The organism is Ralstonia sp. ASV6 (genome assembly GCF_016429285.1).
Classification (GTDB): domain Bacteria; phylum Pseudomonadota; class Gammaproteobacteria; order Burkholderiales; family Burkholderiaceae; genus Ralstonia; species Ralstonia flaminis.
The window spans coordinates 1-14,719 of sequence record NZ_JAELUI010000035.1 but is presented as its reverse complement, the minus strand read 5'-3'; the positions used below and the strand labels follow the sequence as shown (position 1 = coordinate 14,719).

General features: G+C 64.2%; 13 protein-coding genes. 6 read left to right on the top strand and 7 right to left on the bottom strand.

Going from position 1 to position 14,719, the window contains the following annotated elements:
• Window positions 1–6: 6 nt before the first annotated feature.
• The gene (locus JHD73_RS09100; protein ID WP_199029948.1) at window positions 7–771 is read right to left on the bottom strand and encodes an ABC transporter substrate-binding protein; all 765 of its coding nucleotides are present in this window, start codon (window positions 769–771) and stop codon (window positions 7–9) included.
• Between the two features lie 195 nt (window positions 772–966).
• Here JHD73_RS09100 and JHD73_RS09095 point away from each other — a divergent pair, with 195 nt between their 5' ends.
• From JHD73_RS09095 to JHD73_RS09085, 3 genes are all read left to right on the top strand, one after another.
• Window positions 967–1,755 carry an IclR family transcriptional regulator gene (locus JHD73_RS09095; RefSeq protein ID WP_199029946.1) on the top strand — a complete coding sequence of 263 codons (789 nt, stop codon included), beginning with the start codon at window positions 967–969 and terminating at the stop codon, window positions 1,753–1,755.
• 59 nt (window positions 1,756–1,814) lie between these two features.
• Window positions 1,815–2,255, top strand: a complete 441-nt coding sequence (locus tag JHD73_RS09090; protein WP_199029944.1) for a thioesterase family protein — start codon at window positions 1,815–1,817, stop codon at window positions 2,253–2,255.
• Between the two features lie 128 nt (window positions 2,256–2,383).
• The gene (locus tag JHD73_RS09085) at window positions 2,384–2,605 is read left to right on the top strand and encodes a hypothetical protein (RefSeq protein WP_199029942.1); all 222 of its coding nucleotides are present in this window, start codon (window positions 2,384–2,386) and stop codon (window positions 2,603–2,605) included.
• Window positions 2,606–2,742: 137 nt separating this feature from the next.
• Here JHD73_RS09085 and JHD73_RS09080 read toward each other — a convergent pair whose 3' ends face one another.
• Complete coding sequence (locus tag JHD73_RS09080) at window positions 2,743–3,264, bottom strand: hypothetical protein (RefSeq protein WP_199029940.1); 522 nt, start codon at window positions 3,262–3,264, stop codon at window positions 2,743–2,745.
• Window positions 3,265–3,832: 568 nt separating this feature from the next.
• Here JHD73_RS09080 and JHD73_RS09075 point away from each other — a divergent pair.
• Window positions 3,833–4,489, top strand: coding sequence for a VOC family protein (locus tag JHD73_RS09075; protein ID WP_199029938.1), 657 nt, complete (start codon window positions 3,833–3,835; stop codon window positions 4,487–4,489).
• Between the two features lie 11 nt (window positions 4,490–4,500).
• Here the strand turns inward: JHD73_RS09075 and JHD73_RS09070 are convergent, their stop codons facing one another.
• Window positions 4,501–5,409: a LysR substrate-binding domain-containing protein gene (locus JHD73_RS09070; protein WP_199029936.1), complete on the bottom strand. Its 909-nt coding sequence runs from the start codon at window positions 5,407–5,409 to the stop codon at window positions 4,501–4,503.
• Between the two features lie 58 nt (window positions 5,410–5,467).
• Window positions 5,468–6,892 (bottom strand): coniferyl aldehyde dehydrogenase, encoded by a 1,425-nt coding sequence (locus tag JHD73_RS09065; RefSeq protein WP_233176861.1) that lies wholly within the window; start codon window positions 6,890–6,892, stop codon window positions 5,468–5,470.
• 355 nt (window positions 6,893–7,247) lie between these two features.
• Between JHD73_RS09065 and JHD73_RS09060 the strand changes: the two genes are divergently transcribed.
• Window positions 7,248–8,966 (top strand): GMC family oxidoreductase, encoded by a 1,719-nt coding sequence (locus tag JHD73_RS09060; protein ID WP_199029934.1) that lies wholly within the window; start codon window positions 7,248–7,250, stop codon window positions 8,964–8,966.
• A gap of 334 nt (window positions 8,967–9,300) precedes the next feature.
• Here the strand turns inward: JHD73_RS09060 and JHD73_RS09055 are convergent, their stop codons facing one another.
• The 3 genes from JHD73_RS09055 to JHD73_RS09045 all read right to left on the bottom strand — a co-directional run bounded on the left by JHD73_RS09055 (window position 9,301) and on the right by JHD73_RS09045 (window position 13,145).
• Entirely contained in the window at window positions 9,301–10,206 is a 906-nt protein-coding gene (locus tag JHD73_RS09055; protein ID WP_199029932.1) for an amino acid ABC transporter substrate-binding protein, read from the bottom strand.
• A gap of 257 nt (window positions 10,207–10,463) precedes the next feature.
• A complete protein-coding gene (locus tag JHD73_RS09050) occupies window positions 10,464–11,366 on the bottom strand; it encodes an amino acid ABC transporter substrate-binding protein (RefSeq protein ID WP_199029930.1) in 903 nt (300 codons plus the stop codon).
• 117 nt (window positions 11,367–11,483) lie between these two features.
• Window positions 11,484–13,145 (bottom strand): acyl-CoA dehydrogenase family protein, encoded by a 1,662-nt coding sequence (locus JHD73_RS09045; RefSeq protein ID WP_199029928.1) that lies wholly within the window; start codon window positions 13,143–13,145, stop codon window positions 11,484–11,486.
• 595 nt (window positions 13,146–13,740) lie between these two features.
• On the opposite strand from JHD73_RS09045, the gene JHD73_RS09040 reads away from it, so the two are divergent.
• Window positions 13,741–14,719, top strand: a 979-nt coding sequence (locus tag JHD73_RS09040) for an IPT/TIG domain-containing protein (protein ID WP_199029926.1), incomplete at its 3' end; no start/stop codon positions are given.

The following is a 14,719-nucleotide window of genomic DNA, read 5'->3' as shown; positions in this document are numbered from 1 at the left end:
TCAGCGTCAGATGCCCCACTTCTTCACGATGGCGTCCAGCGTGCCGTCGGCCTTGATCTTGGCGATGGCCTTGTTGATGCGGTTGAGCGTTTCGGTATCGCCCTTGCGCACCACCAGGCAGACGTCGCCCACATTGGCGGGTTTGTAGTTAGGCGCGAGCTTCACGCCCTCAAAGGTTTTCTGGCGGATCTGATACGCGATGATGGGCTGATCACCCAGGCCGGCCTTGATGCGGCCCAGCGCCAGGTCGCGTGTCATGTCGGCCACGGAGTCGTAGCTGCGCACTTCCTTGAAGATGCCCTTCTTGTTGAGCATGTCGAGGAACACCGTGCCCACCTGCGCGCCCACCACCTCGCCTTTCAGATCATCGAGCGTGGCGTAGTTCTTGGCGTCGTCGGCCTTGACGATCAGGCCCTCGCCGTACGAGTACACCGGGTCGGAAAAATCCACCACCTGCGCGCGCGCCGGCGTCTTGAGCATCGCCGCCGAGATGATGTCGATTTTGCTGGACGTGAGCGACGGGATGAGCGCCGAGAACACCGTCTGCTGCACGTTCACGTTGAAACCGCCCGCCTTGCCCACCGCGTTGACGGTGTCGACCATCATCCCCTGGATGGAGTTGGTCTTCACATCCAGAAACGTGAACGGCACGCCGGTGGCCGTGGCGCCCACGTTATAGGTGGGCGTACCGCCCTGCGCCCAGGCGAACGATGCGGTGCCGAGCATGCACAAGACGAGTGCGGCGCGACGGAAAGTGGTGACAACAGACATGGCAACCCTCCAGGCAACGAAAAGAAGACGCACCGCGGATGGGACTCCACGGGGCTTGGCTCAGCCTCATGCAATGCGTGTGCCAATATTCGAACGTGTTGCATCGACCTATAATTGTGGAAAACCACTAGTCGACGTATCAGAATCGATATGCGATTCTTTTGCCGTTGATTTGCCACTGAGGCGCCACTTTTCATGACCGACACGGACGACACCCCAGACCTGCTGTTCAACCAGTCGCTCGAAAAGGGCCTGGCCGTGCTCGGCGCCTTCAATGCGCAGCGCCGCACCATGACGATTGCCGAAGTGGCGGCTGCTGCGGGCATCAACAAAAGCTCGGCGCAGCGCATGGTCTACACGCTCGAGCAGCTCGGCTACCTGCGCAAGCATCCGCAAACGCGCCGCTACCAGCTCACCCCGGCGGTCATGAAGATCGGCTTCAACTATCTGGCGGCTGACACGCTCATCGACGTGGCCAACCCGTTCCTCTCCGAGCTGACCAAGGTCACTACCGAAACGTCTTGCCTGACCGAGCCCGACCAGGACGAGATGGTGTACGTGGCCCGCTTTGTGAGCGCGCACTTCGTGCCCGTGCACATGCCCATCGGCAGCCGCATCCCGATGTACTGCACCGCATCGGGCCGCGCCTACCTGGCCGCATTGCCCGTGCCCGAAGCGCAGGCCATCGTTGAGCAATCGCACCGCGTTGCGCACACCATGCACACGCGCACCGAGGTGGCCGACATCATGGAAACGCTGCGCGAAACCCGCCAGCGCGGCTACGCCATCAACCGCGAAGAACTGTTCCTCGGCGACATGACCATCGCCGCGCCGATCGTGAGCGGCAGCGGGCGGCCGTTGGGCGCGATTCATCTGGTGGCGCCGACGGGCCGTTGGACGCCGGAGGAGATGGAGAGCAAGCTGGGGCCGGCGCTGCTGCAATCGGCGCGGGCGATCTGTACGTCGGTGCGGGCGCTGGGGTAAGGCGGGGCCGCGCAAAGCCCGGCACAATGCACGCACCTTTGGCTGTTCCAAACACCACAATGACCCTCCCGCTGCTCAACGACTTCCCCCTGCACGCCACCGACAAGCTCCGCTACGGCGACACCGATCGCCAGGGCCACATCAACAACGCCGTCTTTGCCACGTATCTGGAAACCGGCCGCGTCGAACTGCTCTTCAACCCCGACAACCCGCTGGCCGCGCCCGGCTGCGAGTTCGTCATCGCCCAGCTCGTGCTCGACTTCCGCAACGAGATCCTCTGGCCCGGCTCGGTGCAGATCGGCACGCGCGTCGCGCACATCGGGCGCAGCTCGGTCAAGCTGGAGCAGGCCATCTTCCAGAACGGCCGCTGCGCTGCCACCTCGCAGTCGGTGATCGTGCAGATCGACGTCGCCACGCGTCAATCGGCGGCGATTACCGATAGCGCACGTGCACGGCTGACCGCGCTCGTCGTCACCCCCGCTGGTGCGGAAACCGAGTAAGCAAACGCACGCTGCGTGACGCTCGGTCGACGCAAACGACAGCGCGCGAAAATTTTTAACTTTGTTTGCGCTTCTGTCACTTGCCGGTGGGAAGATGGCCCTCCCTGTTCAAACATGCGGAGGTGACCATGGGACTGTTGGATGAAGTGGGCAAGATCGCCGGCGCCGTCGCCGCTGTTGAAGCCACCGAGAAAGTCGATCCCGATGCTGGCCTGCTGACCAAGGCTGTCGCCGCTGTTGCCGGCTTCAAGGGCGCGGGCGCGCTGGAAGAGATGGTGGAGAAGAAAGACGAAGCCAAGGCCGACGGTGCCGAGGCTGCTCCGGAAGATGGGGCTGCGCCGCAGGCTTGATTCGCTTGCAGGCTAAAAAGGATTTGGGGGACCCCGCCGGTTGGCGGGGTTTTTGTTTGTGTGGTTACTCGGCCGACGGCCACTCGCCCGTCACCCTGTATTGGTACACATCAGAGAACTCGGGTATTTCGGCGAGTTCATCCAGAACACCGCTGAGCGTCCTGCTGCACGAGTGTGTGCAGCGGCCCTGCTGCGTAGAGCAGCGCCTCTTCGCGCATCGACGGGATTGTTCGCTTCAGCAGTTCAAATGCGGATACCGGCGCCACGCCCTTGGCATGCAGCCTGCACAGTATTTCGATGGCATTGCCCTGGGTCCAGTCGTACTCGCCACGGATGAACGTCAGTAACGTAGGAACGGCAGGCCGACCTAGGTGATAGAAGATTTCGAAGATCGCGAACTGCCGCGCGGCTAACCAACTGCCTAATCCGCCGAACTGCGATTCAAACGCCTTGGGTGGGCTATGTTCGCTGTGCAGCAGGTCAACGAGTTTGCCGATGGAGTCCGTACCGAGCGCCGAAGCTGCCTCGGCTGCACGCCGTGTGAACTCTTCTCGCTCGTAGAGTGAGGCTGCCACGTGGCGCACGAATTCATTCTCGTTCATGTTGGCGGTGCCACTCGCAGTCTTGCGAGACAGCATCGCGCGAATGGCTTTCAGCATCGCGTGGTTTCCTCGCGGCGGATCTAGTGTGTGTTGGCCGAGTGTTCCACGGATCCCTGGGCGCAGCGCCGATATCCGGCCCGCACAAGCGAAGCCTCAAGCCATGCACCTCCGCGAACCCCGCAATAGATGTTTTTCACCAGAAAAAGGAGCGCCGCAACCATAGGCTGTCCCAGGGTCCACAGCAGTCCGGCGGTGGCATCAATCGCGGTCAATCGCCCACCCAGCTCGACCAAGCCTTCTGAGAATGCCCAGAACGTGCCGCATGCAAGTGCGGGCCAGTGGAGGCCGGTCTTGACCTTGCGTTCTGAAAGGACGGGATGAATGTAGGTGTGTACGGGCACTGCTGTGCGAGGCGGTTGAGAGAGGGCCGCGCACATTCTCCAAGCCCGGGTTAGGGAAATCAATCGCCCACAGTGGGGGCGTCACGGTTCGGGGCGCGGAGTCTTCGTAAGCTTGTTTGGCGGGCGCTATTCGGTGGGCAAAGCGGTTTCCCAAGAAGCGCCATACAGTGCCCTGTGGCATCCTGAGCCCCGCAGATTTCTGACGCAGTCCAACGGGAGCTGTCTTGAAGATCGACCACATCGCCTTCGCCGCGCAATCTCTCGACCAGGCGCACGCGTATGCCTTGCAGATGTTCGGCGTGAAGCTGCCGGCCGGCGGCAAGCATCCCTTGATGGGAACGCACAATCTGGTGACGCGGATCGCGCCGGGCATCTTCCTCGAGTTCATCGCCATTGACCCGGAGGCGCCTACGCCAAACCGGACCCGCTGGTTTGCGCTGGACCGCCTCATGCAGGAAGGCAAGCTGGCAGACTCGCCGCGGTTGTTCGGCTGGGTTGCCAGCCTTCCCGATTTGGCGCACAGGGCTATCGAATCACCGCAACACGAGCTGCTTGAAGTGTCCCGTGGCGATTTGCGATGGCACTTCTTCCACCGCAAGGACGGTGAGGCAGAGGCAGGCGGGTGCCTGCCGGCCCTCATCGACTGGGCCGGAGGTAAAAGCCCCGTCGACAACATGCAGGATGTCGGCCTCCACCTGAACCAGTTCCAGCTTGCCCATCCGGAGATGGCCGCCATTCGCGCAAAGCTGGATGGACTGGGCTGGGATGCCGCCTGCCCGGAGAATCGGCATGTCGCATTTGCTGATGCGGCGCGGCCTGCATTGACACTCGTGCTCGACACGCCGAATGGGCGCGTGCAGATCGAAGGCGGCGGCGTGTAACTGCTGGCCGGTCAGGCCGCGCGATCCCAGCCGGTTCCGATCACGCGCCGCTCTCCCACTCGGTGCCGCGTAGAGAACCCTTCACGAATACATTGCCCCAGCGCCTGCGCCGCCGCACTCGCACCCTGCGCGGGCAATAGCAGGCTGATCGCAAACATCGGGAGTTCCGGCAAGCCGGCTTCAGGCCCGAGGACGTCCAGGTCCGCCGGCACCGTCGGCGTCAGCCATGCCGTGACGGCCAGGCCGGTGCGCACGGTGGCGGTGGTCGCTTCGATGTTGCCGCTCTCGAACACCGTGCGCCATTCGATACGGTGCTCACCCAGCGCCTTGAGCACGCGGGCGCGAAAGGCGCAGCTCTCGTCCACCATCGACAGCGGCAGCGGCCGCTTCGCATGCACGTTGCCGCCGCGCGCGCCCACCCACACCAGCCGCTCCACGCACAGGCATTCGCCGGTCGCCTCATCCACCGGGGCCTCGACCACGGCGACGTCCAGTTCGCCGCGCGCGATGCCTTCCGCCAGCTCAGGCGAGGTGCTGCAGACAATGGTCAGCTCCACCGACGGCCACGCTTCGGTAAAGGCCTTGAAGATGGGTGGGAAAACGGTGCCGACCAGGTCATACGGCACGCCCAGCCGCACCGGGCCCTGCAGCGGGCGCGCGGCCATGTCGGCCCAGACTTCGTCGTTGAGGGCGAGCAGGCGCTTGGCGCGGCCGAGGAAGCGCTCACCCGCGTGGGTGAGTTCGAGCCGGCGGCCGTCGCGCTCGAACAGGCGGCATTCGAAGGCATCTTCGAGCCGCTTGATCTGCTGGCTGACGGCGCCCTGTGTGAGGTGCAGCGCATTGGCCGCCACCGTCATGCTGGCGTTTTCCGCCACGGCAACGAAGGTGCGGACGAGGGTGATGTCGAGGTTCTTGGCCATCGATGCATTCTAGGTGCTAATGCGTGGCATCAAAAACCTCATGGTTGCTAATGGCTTGTCAGCGCACCAGCAGCTTCATCATCGTCTCGAACGTCTTGCCGTACGGCGCGCGGAACATGCCCAGCCCGTTGAGCTTGGCCTGCTTGAACACCGGCTTCATCTTCGAGAACCGCTCGAACCCGTGGATGCCGTGGTACGCGCCCATGCCGCTGGCGCCCACGCCGCCAAACGGCAGATCGTCCTGCGCCACGTGCAGCAGGGTTTCGTTGATACACACGCCGCCGGCAATGGTGCTGGCCATGACGCGGTCAACCGTGCTGCCGTTGCGCTCGAACAGGTACAGCGCCAGCGGACGCGGGCGGGCGTTGATGTAATCGATCGCTTCGCCCAGCGTGCGGTATGGCACCAGCGGCAGCAGCGGGCCGAAGATCTCTTCCTGCATCACGCGCATCTCGTCAGTGCCGCCGGTGATGAGCGCGGGCGGGAACAGGCGCGTGGCTTCATTAGGTGCGGCACCGGTGAGCGGTAGCACCTGGGCGCCCTGCTCGCGTGCCTCGTCGGCCAGGCTCGCCATGCGCTGGAAGTGGCGCGGGCTGATGATCGTTGTGTAATCGCGGTTGCTCGCCATGTTGGGGTACATCTTGCCGACCAGCTTGCGCGCCGATTCGATAAAGCGTTGCTCGGTGCCGGCGGGCAGCAGCACGTAGTCGGGGGCCACGCAGGTCTGCCCTGCGTTGAGCAGCTTGCCGACCAGCGTGCGTTCCACCGCGCAATCAAAGTCTGCATCGGGCCCGATGATGGTGGGCGACTTGCCGCCCAGTTCCAGCGTCACCGGCGTGAGGTTGTCCGCCGCCGCGCGCATGACGTGATGGCCGACGTTGGTGGACCCCGTGAACAGCAGGTGGTCGAACGGTAGCCTCGAGAACGCTTCGGCCACGGCGGCATCGCCATTGATGACGCGTACCTCATCTGCGGCAAAGAGGCGCTCGATCAGGTCGGCAAACAGCGCGGAGAAGCGCGGCGTGTATTCCGAGAGCTTGACCATCGCCCGGTTGCCCGCGGCGAGTGCGGAGACGAGCGGCCCGATGGTCAGATAGATCGGGTAGTTCCACGGCACGACGATGCCCGCCACGCCCAGTGGCTGCGGAATCAGCCGCGTGCTGGCGGGGCGGAACCACAGGCTTACACCGCGCCGCTGCACGCGCATCCAGCGCTTGCCGTGGGAGAGCGCGTGCTTGATGCCATCCACGCCGGGGAAGATTTCCAGTAACTCGGTTTCCTGCCGCGAGCGGTTGCCGAAGTCTGCGCTGACGGCCTGGGCGATGGCCTCGCGATTGTCCATGACGAGGCGCTTGAGGCGCTCCAGCCGGTCGCGGCGCACGGACCACGCGGGCAGCATGTCGGCCTGGTGCGCGGCGCGCATGGCTTCAAACGTTTGCTGCATGCGCAGCAGGTGCGGGGCAGGCAGGTCGGCAGGTTGCATGGTGATGCTCCTGGCAAGGGTGGGCGGGTTGGTCCAACTGCAAGGGAGTATGGTCGCCCGGGTCGCCTTGCGAAGCCCTGATACGGCCGCGCCGTGTGCGGTATGGCGCCCTCGTAGTCGTCCGTACAGACGCGCATCGACCGTGAAATATCGCGGTGCAGCATGCCGCCCCGTCAGGTGTGGAAAGCATGTCAGCCCAACCACCGCCGATTTTGCTGCGTGACATCGAACGATGCCTCTAATGCGGGTTAGCCCGACCGTTTGAAACAACCCATGGCGCCTAGGATGTGAGTTCGTGACCGGCAGCCAGCCGGCGGCGGCGCTCGCCCAATAAAAAACACATCCGGAGACACTCATGGCCAACGATTCGCTCACCTTCGACTACGTCATCGTCGGCGCCGGCTCGGCCGGTTGCGCGCTGGCCGCCCGCCTGACCGAAGACCCGGACGTGACGGTTGCCCTGCTGGAGGCCGGGCCGCACGACCACCATTTCTCGGTGTGGGTGCCGGCGGGGTGTGCGGCATCGCTGCCGTTCAAGAACAAGCGCAACTACGGGTTTGAGACCGTGCCGCAGCCGGGCCTGGGCGGGCGCCAGGGCTACCAGCCACGTGGGCGCGGGCTGGGCGGCAGCTCGTCGCTCAACGCCATGATCTACATTCGCGGTACGCACAACGACTACGACCACTGGGCCTCGCTCGGCTGCACCGGTTGGGGCTGGAACGATGTGCTGCCCTACTTCAAGCGCGCCGAAGGCAACGAGCGCTTTGCCGGCCGCGATGACGATGCACTGCACGGCGGCACCGGCCCGCTGCACGTGAGCGACCTGCGCACCGGCAACCCGATCGCCCGCCGTTTTGTTGATGCCGCCGCAGCCGCCGGCTACCGCCGCAACGACGATTTCAACGGCCCCGATCAGGAAGGCGTGGGCCCGTACCAGGTCACGCAATACAACGGTGAGCGCTGGAACGCTGCACGTGCCTATCTGCATGGCGGCGACAAGACCGATGCCACATACAACCGTGGCCGCCGCCAATTGACGGTGCTGCCCGACACGCAGGCGCTGCGCATCGTGTTCGAAGGCAAGCGCGCGACGGGCGTGGTGGTGGATCGCGGTGGGCGCACCGAGACCCTGCAGGCGCGGCGCGAGGTGATCGTGTCTTCCGGCGCGTTCGGCTCACCGCAGTTGCTGATGGCCTCGGGCGTGGGGCCGGCGGAGCATCTGCGCTCACTCGGCATCCCGGTCGTGCAGGACCTGCCCGGCGTCGGCCAGAACCTGCAGGACCACCTCGACATCATCCTGCACAAGAAGACCTTCAACCTGGACCTGATCGGCTATTCACTGCGCGGCAGCGTGCACATGCTGGGTGAGATCCTGCGTTACCGCCGCGAGCGGCGCGGCATGATCGCCACCAACTTTGCCGAGGCCGGCGGCTTCATCAAGAGCCGCCCCGATCTGGCCGAGCCCGATCTGCAACTGCACTTCGTGGTTGCCATGGCCGACAACCACAATCGCACGTTCAACTACGGCCACGGCTACTCTTGCCACGTGTGCGTGCTGCGCCCGAAGAGCCGCGGCGAGGTGCGGCTGGCGACAACCGATACGCGCGACGCACCACGGATCGACCCGCGCTTCCTGTCCGACCCCGACGACATGGCCGGCATGCTGGCGGGCTTCCGCGCGGTAAAGCGCATCTTCGCGCAGCGGCCGCTGGCCGAGCTGGGCGGGCGCGAGCTGTATTCGGGAGACATCCGGGGCGATGGCTCCGACGACGAAGCCGTGCGCGCGCTGATCCGCCAGCACGCAGACACCATCTATCACCCGGTCGGCACCTGCAAGATGGGCAGTGCGGACGATGCGATGGCCGTGGTTGATCCGGAGTTGCGCGTGCGCGGTGTGACCGGCCTGCGCGTGATCGACGGCTCGGTCATGCCGACACTGATCGGTGGCAACACCAACGCCCCGATCATCATGATTGCCGAGCGCGCGGCCGATCTGATCCGCCAGGGCGGGCGCCCGGCGCTGAATGTGGTGGCAGGTACTTCCGCGCAAACCGCGCCGGCCGAGGTTCACTGAACGCGGTCGGGTCGAGCGACGATCCAACAGGATGAGCCTCGGCGGTGAGGCTCGCACACCGACTGTTTGGCCGTACCCTGCCCTAGATGGCGCCTTGAATTTCTGTTGCAGGGAGGAAAAAGGAAGGGGAACTGTCTGAGCGCAGCGAGTTTTCCCCTTCCCCTCCCTGCGACATAAATTCAAGGGATGGGTCGCCATCTCGGGCGCGCCTTTCTTTGCTTCCTTTCTTTGGCAAGACAAAGAAAGGGAGTCGGCCCCGGCAGGGGACGAAACCGGGGCGCACCAACAACATCAATCAATTGCCGGGCACAACCACCCAGCAATCCAAGCAACCTCAGTTACCAGCACTATCCGTCGGCGTATTGAACGAATCCCGCAGCAGATAGCTCATCGGCACCTCCAGATTCACGCCATTGGGCGGAATCGGCTGCTGAAACCACTTCTTGTAAAGCTTCGGCACCTCACCATCAACGATCAGCCGCGTCATCGACTGGTCGATCATCTTCTTGAACTCCGGGTCCTGCTTGCTGAGCATGATCGCGTACGACGACACGAGCTGCGTCTTGCCGGCCACGGTGTAGTCCGCCGGGTTCTTGGCGGTGGCGCGCATGCCCGAGAGCAGGATGTCGTCACCCGCAAACGCATTGGCGCGGCCATCGGCCAGCATGGCGAAAGCGCTGCGCAGATCATTGGCGTCCACCACGCGCATCGTCATGCCGGTCTCGTTGAGCTTGCGTGCGAGTTCCGCATTGGTCGAGCCACGTGCGGCCACCACCGTCTTGCCGTTCAGGTCTTCCCACTGCTGGATGCCCGAGTTGGCCTTGACCAGCATGCGGCCCTTGGTGATGTAGTGCGGAATGGTGAAGGCCACCTTCTCGCGGCGGTCCGGCGAGTTGTTGGTCGAGCCGCATTCCAGGTCGGCTTTGCCCGATGCGATCACGTCCATACGGGTGGCGGCCGTCACCGGCACGTACTGCACCTTCAGGTCCGGTCGCTTGAGCGACGTACGCAGCGAATCGATCAGCCGCGAGCAGATGTCGATCGTGTAGCCCACCGGCTTGCTGCCGTCGAGGTACGAAAACGGGATGGAGTCTTCACGGTAAGCCACGTGCACCGTGCCGGAATCGCGGATGCGATCGAGCGTGGGGGTGGCGGCCACCGCGTTGGAGGCGGAAACCGAAAAAAACGCCGCAGGAACGGCAAGCGCGGCCAGCAGCCACGTGCGCGCAGGGAACAGCATCGTCAAAGGTCCTAGGAGAGGGTTAGGGCTATCTGGGCACGGCTGACCGTGTCGCTGCCCTGTCGACGCGGCCATCTTCGCAATCGTTTGCCGAGCAACGCCAAACGGATTGCGCAGAACTGGCTTGCGCGCCGCCACTCCCCCCGGGGGAATGCCAAATGTGAAGCAAAGTCACGCGCCGCCATGGGCGCGCATTATGCGCTGATTGCGGGTATACCCTCAAGCACCTTGAGAGCCCGTTCGTAAGTCGGGCGGAATCAGTCTGCGACCTTGTCGGTCGGGAACTTGAACGAGTCGCGCAGCAGGAAGCTCATCGGGATGTCCAGCTTCACGCCGTTGGGCGGAATCGGCTGCTGGAACCACTTCTTGTAGAGCTTTTCCGCCTCGCCATCGAGGATCGTGCGCGACATCGCCAGGTCGATCACCTTCTTGAACTCGGCATCGTCCTTGCCCAGCATGATCGCGTACGGTGCCACCGCCAGGTTGCTGCCGACCACGGCATAGTCCGCTGGGTTGGGCGAGGTGGCCCGAAAGCCGTAGAGCAGCACGTCGTCCATCGCAAAGGCGTCCGCCTTGCCGGCAGCCACCATGCCGAAGGCTTCAGCGTGGTCCTTGGCCTCGATCACGTTGATCTTGAGCACGCGCGCATCGGCCATCGCCTTGATCTGCCCCCCGTTAGTGCTGCCCCGCGTGGATACCACGGTCTTGTTGTTGAGGTCTTCCCAGCGGTGGATGCCCGAGCTGATCTTCACGAGCATGCGGCTGCTGGCAATGTAATGCGGGATAGTGAACGCTACCTTCTCGCGCCGCTCACGGGTGTTGTTGGTGGAGCCGCATTCCAGGTCTGCCCTGCCCTCGGTGATGGCGGCGATGCGCGTGGCAGGCGTCACGGCCACATACTGCACCTTCAGGTCGGGCCGTTTGACCGCCACCTTGATCGCGTCGACCAGCCGCGCGCACAGGTCGATCGAGTAGCCCACCGGCTTGCCGGCATCGAGGTAAGAGAACGGCACCGAGTTCTCGCGATAGGCCAGCCGGACGGCCCCGGTGTCGCGGATGCGGTCGAGAACGGGGGTGGTGGATGCAGTGGATGCGGCAATGGCCTGGCAAGCGCACAAGGCCAGGCCGGCCGCGGGCAATGCGCGGGTCGGGTGCGGCACGGGGGATGTCTCCTGTCGGTTTCTTCTTGTTGGGCCGAACGTGGGCGCCCGGCCCACCTAACCTAGGCGATCCGGACTTTCATCCTGCTTTCACCGATTTCTGTCTTCACCGATTCTTCACACTGGCCACGCGCGTTGCAGCACCGCCCCCAGCGCCTGCGCATGGCCATCGAGCGTGCCGAATACACGGCCATGCTGATGGTGGAAGCGGCTGGCAATGAAACGCTCGGCATCATCCGGGTGGGCATGGGCCAGCATCAGCGCGGCCTGCGCGGTCAGGGCCAGCCCCTGGGCGATGCGGCGGGCGGAGGTCTCCTGAATGTCGCCTGGCTGATGCAGCATCGCCTGCAGCGCAGCCAGTTCGGCGCGCACGGCACGGTGCCCTTGTGCGCGCTCGCCAATATCGTGCAGCAGGCGCAGCGCGTCGTCCGGCGTGCGGGCGATGGCGCGCAGCACGTCCAGGCACATCACGTTGCCCGAGCCTTCCCAGATGGAGTTGACCGGCGCCTCGCGGTACAGGCGCGCCATCGGGCCTTCTTCCACGTAGCCATTGCCGCCCCAGACTTCCATGGCCTCGCCGGTGGCTTCAATGCTGCGTTTGCAGACCCAGAACTTGGCGGCCGGCGTGACGATGCGCTTCCAGGCGGCGGCCAGCGGGTCGGTGTCTGCACGCTCGAACGCGCTGCCCAACTCCATCATCAGCAAGGTGGCGGCCTGCGATTCGAGCGCGAGATCGGCCAGCACATTGCGCATGAGCGGTTGATCGACCAGCAGGCGACCGAATGCCATGCGGTGGCGCGCGTGGTGCAGCGCCTGCGTCAACGCATGGCGCAGGATGGCCGCGCTGCCGATCACGCAATCGAGCCGCGTGTGCGTCGCCATCTCGATGATGGTCGGAATGCCGCGCCCCTCTTCGCCGATGAGGATGCCCTCCGCACCGCGGAATTCCACTTCGCTGCTGGCGTTCGAGCGGTTGCCGAGCTTGTCTTTCAGGCGCTGGATCTGGATCGAGTTCTTGCTGCCGTCGTCGCGAAAGCGCGGCACGAAGAAGCACGATAGCGGGCCATCCTCGGCACCCATGCGCGCGACCACCAGGTGCGCATCGCACATCGGCGCCGAGAAGAACCACTTATGCCCGGTGATGGCGTATGTCGCGCCGCGCCCCTCGCCACGCAGGGGCATCGCCACAGTAGTGTTGCTGCGCACGTCGGAACCACCCTGCTTTTCGGTCATGCCCATGCCGACGAGGATGGCGCTTTTCTGGCGCCACGGCAGGTCGCGCGGATCGTGCTCGCGCGCGTAGAGGCGCGGGCCCAGGTCGGCGAACAGTGCGGTCTCTTTCTGCAGCACGGGGATGCTGGCGAACGTCATCGTGGCCGGGCACAGCGTGCCGGATTCGATCTGGGCCTGCATGAAGTAACCGGCCGTGCGCGCAGCCCACGCGCCCGTGCGCGGCTCGGCAAACGGCAGGGCTTGCAGACATTGGCTGCGCATCAGGCCAAGCAGCGCGTGCCATGCCGGGTCGAAGCGGATGGCGTCGATGCGTTCGCCGGTGCGGCTGTGGGTGTGGAGTTCGGGGTGATACGCGTTGGCCTCGGCGGCCCACTGCAGGGTCTCGGGGGCGCCGAGCTGGTCACCGAAAGCGCTCAGCGCGTCTGCATGCCAGCCGCCGTTCAGGCGCTCCAGCGCACGTTGGAGCGTGGTGTCTGACGTGAACGGGTTGAAACCGGCCAGATCTGGGACCTGGTTGAAGACGCGGTGGGTGGCGTCGGTGGGCATTGGGAGTCTCCTGGTGTGCCGCTGTTGGTTGTGGGTCCATGGTAAGCCTCTCGTGAGGAGATTGGAGGCCGCCCCATCTCAGGCCTCGCCCACTGTCCACTGCATACAGGGGGCTGCGCAATACCCCCCACCGCTGCCGCGTCCATTTGATTTGGAAATCAAAAATAATCGGAGACCGCCATTTTGGCGAGCAATGGTCCTGGCGTCTCAAGTTCCGGTCATGCCGTCTCAATATGCGTTTTTCAACGCGATGTTGCCGCGATATCAAGGCAGAAAAAATCCTAAAAAGCCTTGTCTGCCAATGGTTTGGCCAGCGGCTTGTATTGACGGATCGGAAGGCTTTTTTTAGCATCGCGTCCGGATCACTGTGCCAGTCAAAATAAACAAGAAAGGCTGTGCAGATCTGACGGGGGATTTACAAGGGATAACACGCAGCCATTGCACCGTTTGTCGGAGTGCAATGGATTGCGAGTATGCAAATCCCACGCGCTATTCCCTCGTGACGGGGGCGTGCCTGGCAGCGGTCAGGCCCTGAATTTCGCAAGAACGCTCGAGAGAAAAAGCTCGCCAGGCAGCGGGCGGGAACGAGGGAGAAATGCGCGTGCTGACACAGAACAGCCCGTTTGGCCGGCATGGGGTTGCCGGATGGTCGATGTTGCGGCGTTTGGGGGCGGCACGGCGTACGTGGATGCAGCGGTGCCTGTTGGCCGTGCTGACGGCGTGGCTGGCGTTGCTATCGCAGGGGGCTGCCGGTTGTACGGTTTCCTTCCCGGCCAGCGCGAACACGCAGACGACCTACCAACTTAACGGCACGGATGTGGGCAATTGCGATCCGCTCCAAATAGGTATTGCCTACAATAATCTGGGCAACAGTAACGTGCCAGGTAACCTGGGGTCGATGCAGGCGACAGCGGCGGGCGGTCTGATTTCCGTGTATGTCGATCCGAACTCGCCAGCCGAGGGCTTCGTTTACCAGGCACCTATCAACTTCAGTGGCACCGACACGGCGTCCTTTTACAACAATGTCGACGGTGGCGGTTGGGTACTCAGCACCGTCAATATCTCTGTCACTGGTCCCGCACCAACGGTGACTGGGCTGTCGACCTCAACTGCCACCGCCGCTGGCGGCACGAGCGTCACCATCACCGGGACCAATTTCTATCGGGGCCAGACGGCGGTCTGGTTCGGCTCGACCCCGGCCGCCAGTTTCACCATCGTGAGCAGCACGCAGATCAACGCTGTCTCGCCGCCTGGCTTTGGCGTGGTCGATGTATCCGTCTCGACGTTCAGCGGCGCCAGTGCCATCAGCGCTGCCGACAAGTTCACTTACGTTGCTGCGCCTACGGCCGGTCCAACCAGCACCACTGTTGCACACGGCAGCACCAACAACACCGTGCCGGTGAACGTCACGGGTTCGCCGACCAGCCTGGCCGTCTCCACGCCGGCTACCCACGGCACGGTCACCGCATCGGGCTTGAGCCTCACCTACACGCCCAACCCATCGTTTTCGGGCACCGATACGTTTGCCTACACGGCCACCAACGCGGGCGGCACGTCGTCGCCAGCCACGATCA

Excerpts from the sequence above, each read along its gene's own strand:
- JHD73_RS09080 (WP_199029940.1), bottom strand. The coding sequence starts at position 3,264 with ATGCTGAAAGCCATTCGCGCGATGCTGTCTCGCAAGACTGCGAGTGGC.
- JHD73_RS09085 (WP_199029942.1), top strand. The coding sequence starts at position 2,384 with ATGGGACTGTTGGATGAAGTGGGCAAGATCGCCGGCGCCGTCGCCGCT.
- JHD73_RS09095 (WP_199029946.1), top strand. The coding sequence starts at position 967 with ATGACCGACACGGACGACACCCCAGACCTGCTGTTCAACCAGTCGCTC.
- JHD73_RS09090 (WP_199029944.1), top strand. The coding sequence starts at position 1,815 with ATGACCCTCCCGCTGCTCAACGACTTCCCCCTGCACGCCACCGACAAG.
- JHD73_RS09055 (WP_199029932.1), bottom strand. The coding sequence starts at position 10,206 with ATGCTGTTCCCTGCGCGCACGTGGCTGCTGGCCGCGCTTGCCGTTCCT.
- JHD73_RS09100 (WP_199029948.1), bottom strand. The coding sequence starts at position 771 with ATGTCTGTTGTCACCACTTTCCGTCGCGCCGCACTCGTCTTGTGCATG.
- JHD73_RS09045 (WP_199029928.1), bottom strand. The coding sequence starts at position 13,145 with ATGCCCACCGACGCCACCCACCGCGTCTTCAACCAGGTCCCAGATCTG.
- JHD73_RS09065 (WP_233176861.1), bottom strand. The coding sequence starts at position 6,892 with ATGCAACCTGCCGACCTGCCTGCCCCGCACCTGCTGCGCATGCAGCAA.
- JHD73_RS09070 (WP_199029936.1), bottom strand. The coding sequence starts at position 5,409 with ATGGCCAAGAACCTCGACATCACCCTCGTCCGCACCTTCGTTGCCGTG.
- JHD73_RS09060 (WP_199029934.1), top strand. The coding sequence starts at position 7,248 with ATGGCCAACGATTCGCTCACCTTCGACTACGTCATCGTCGGCGCCGGC.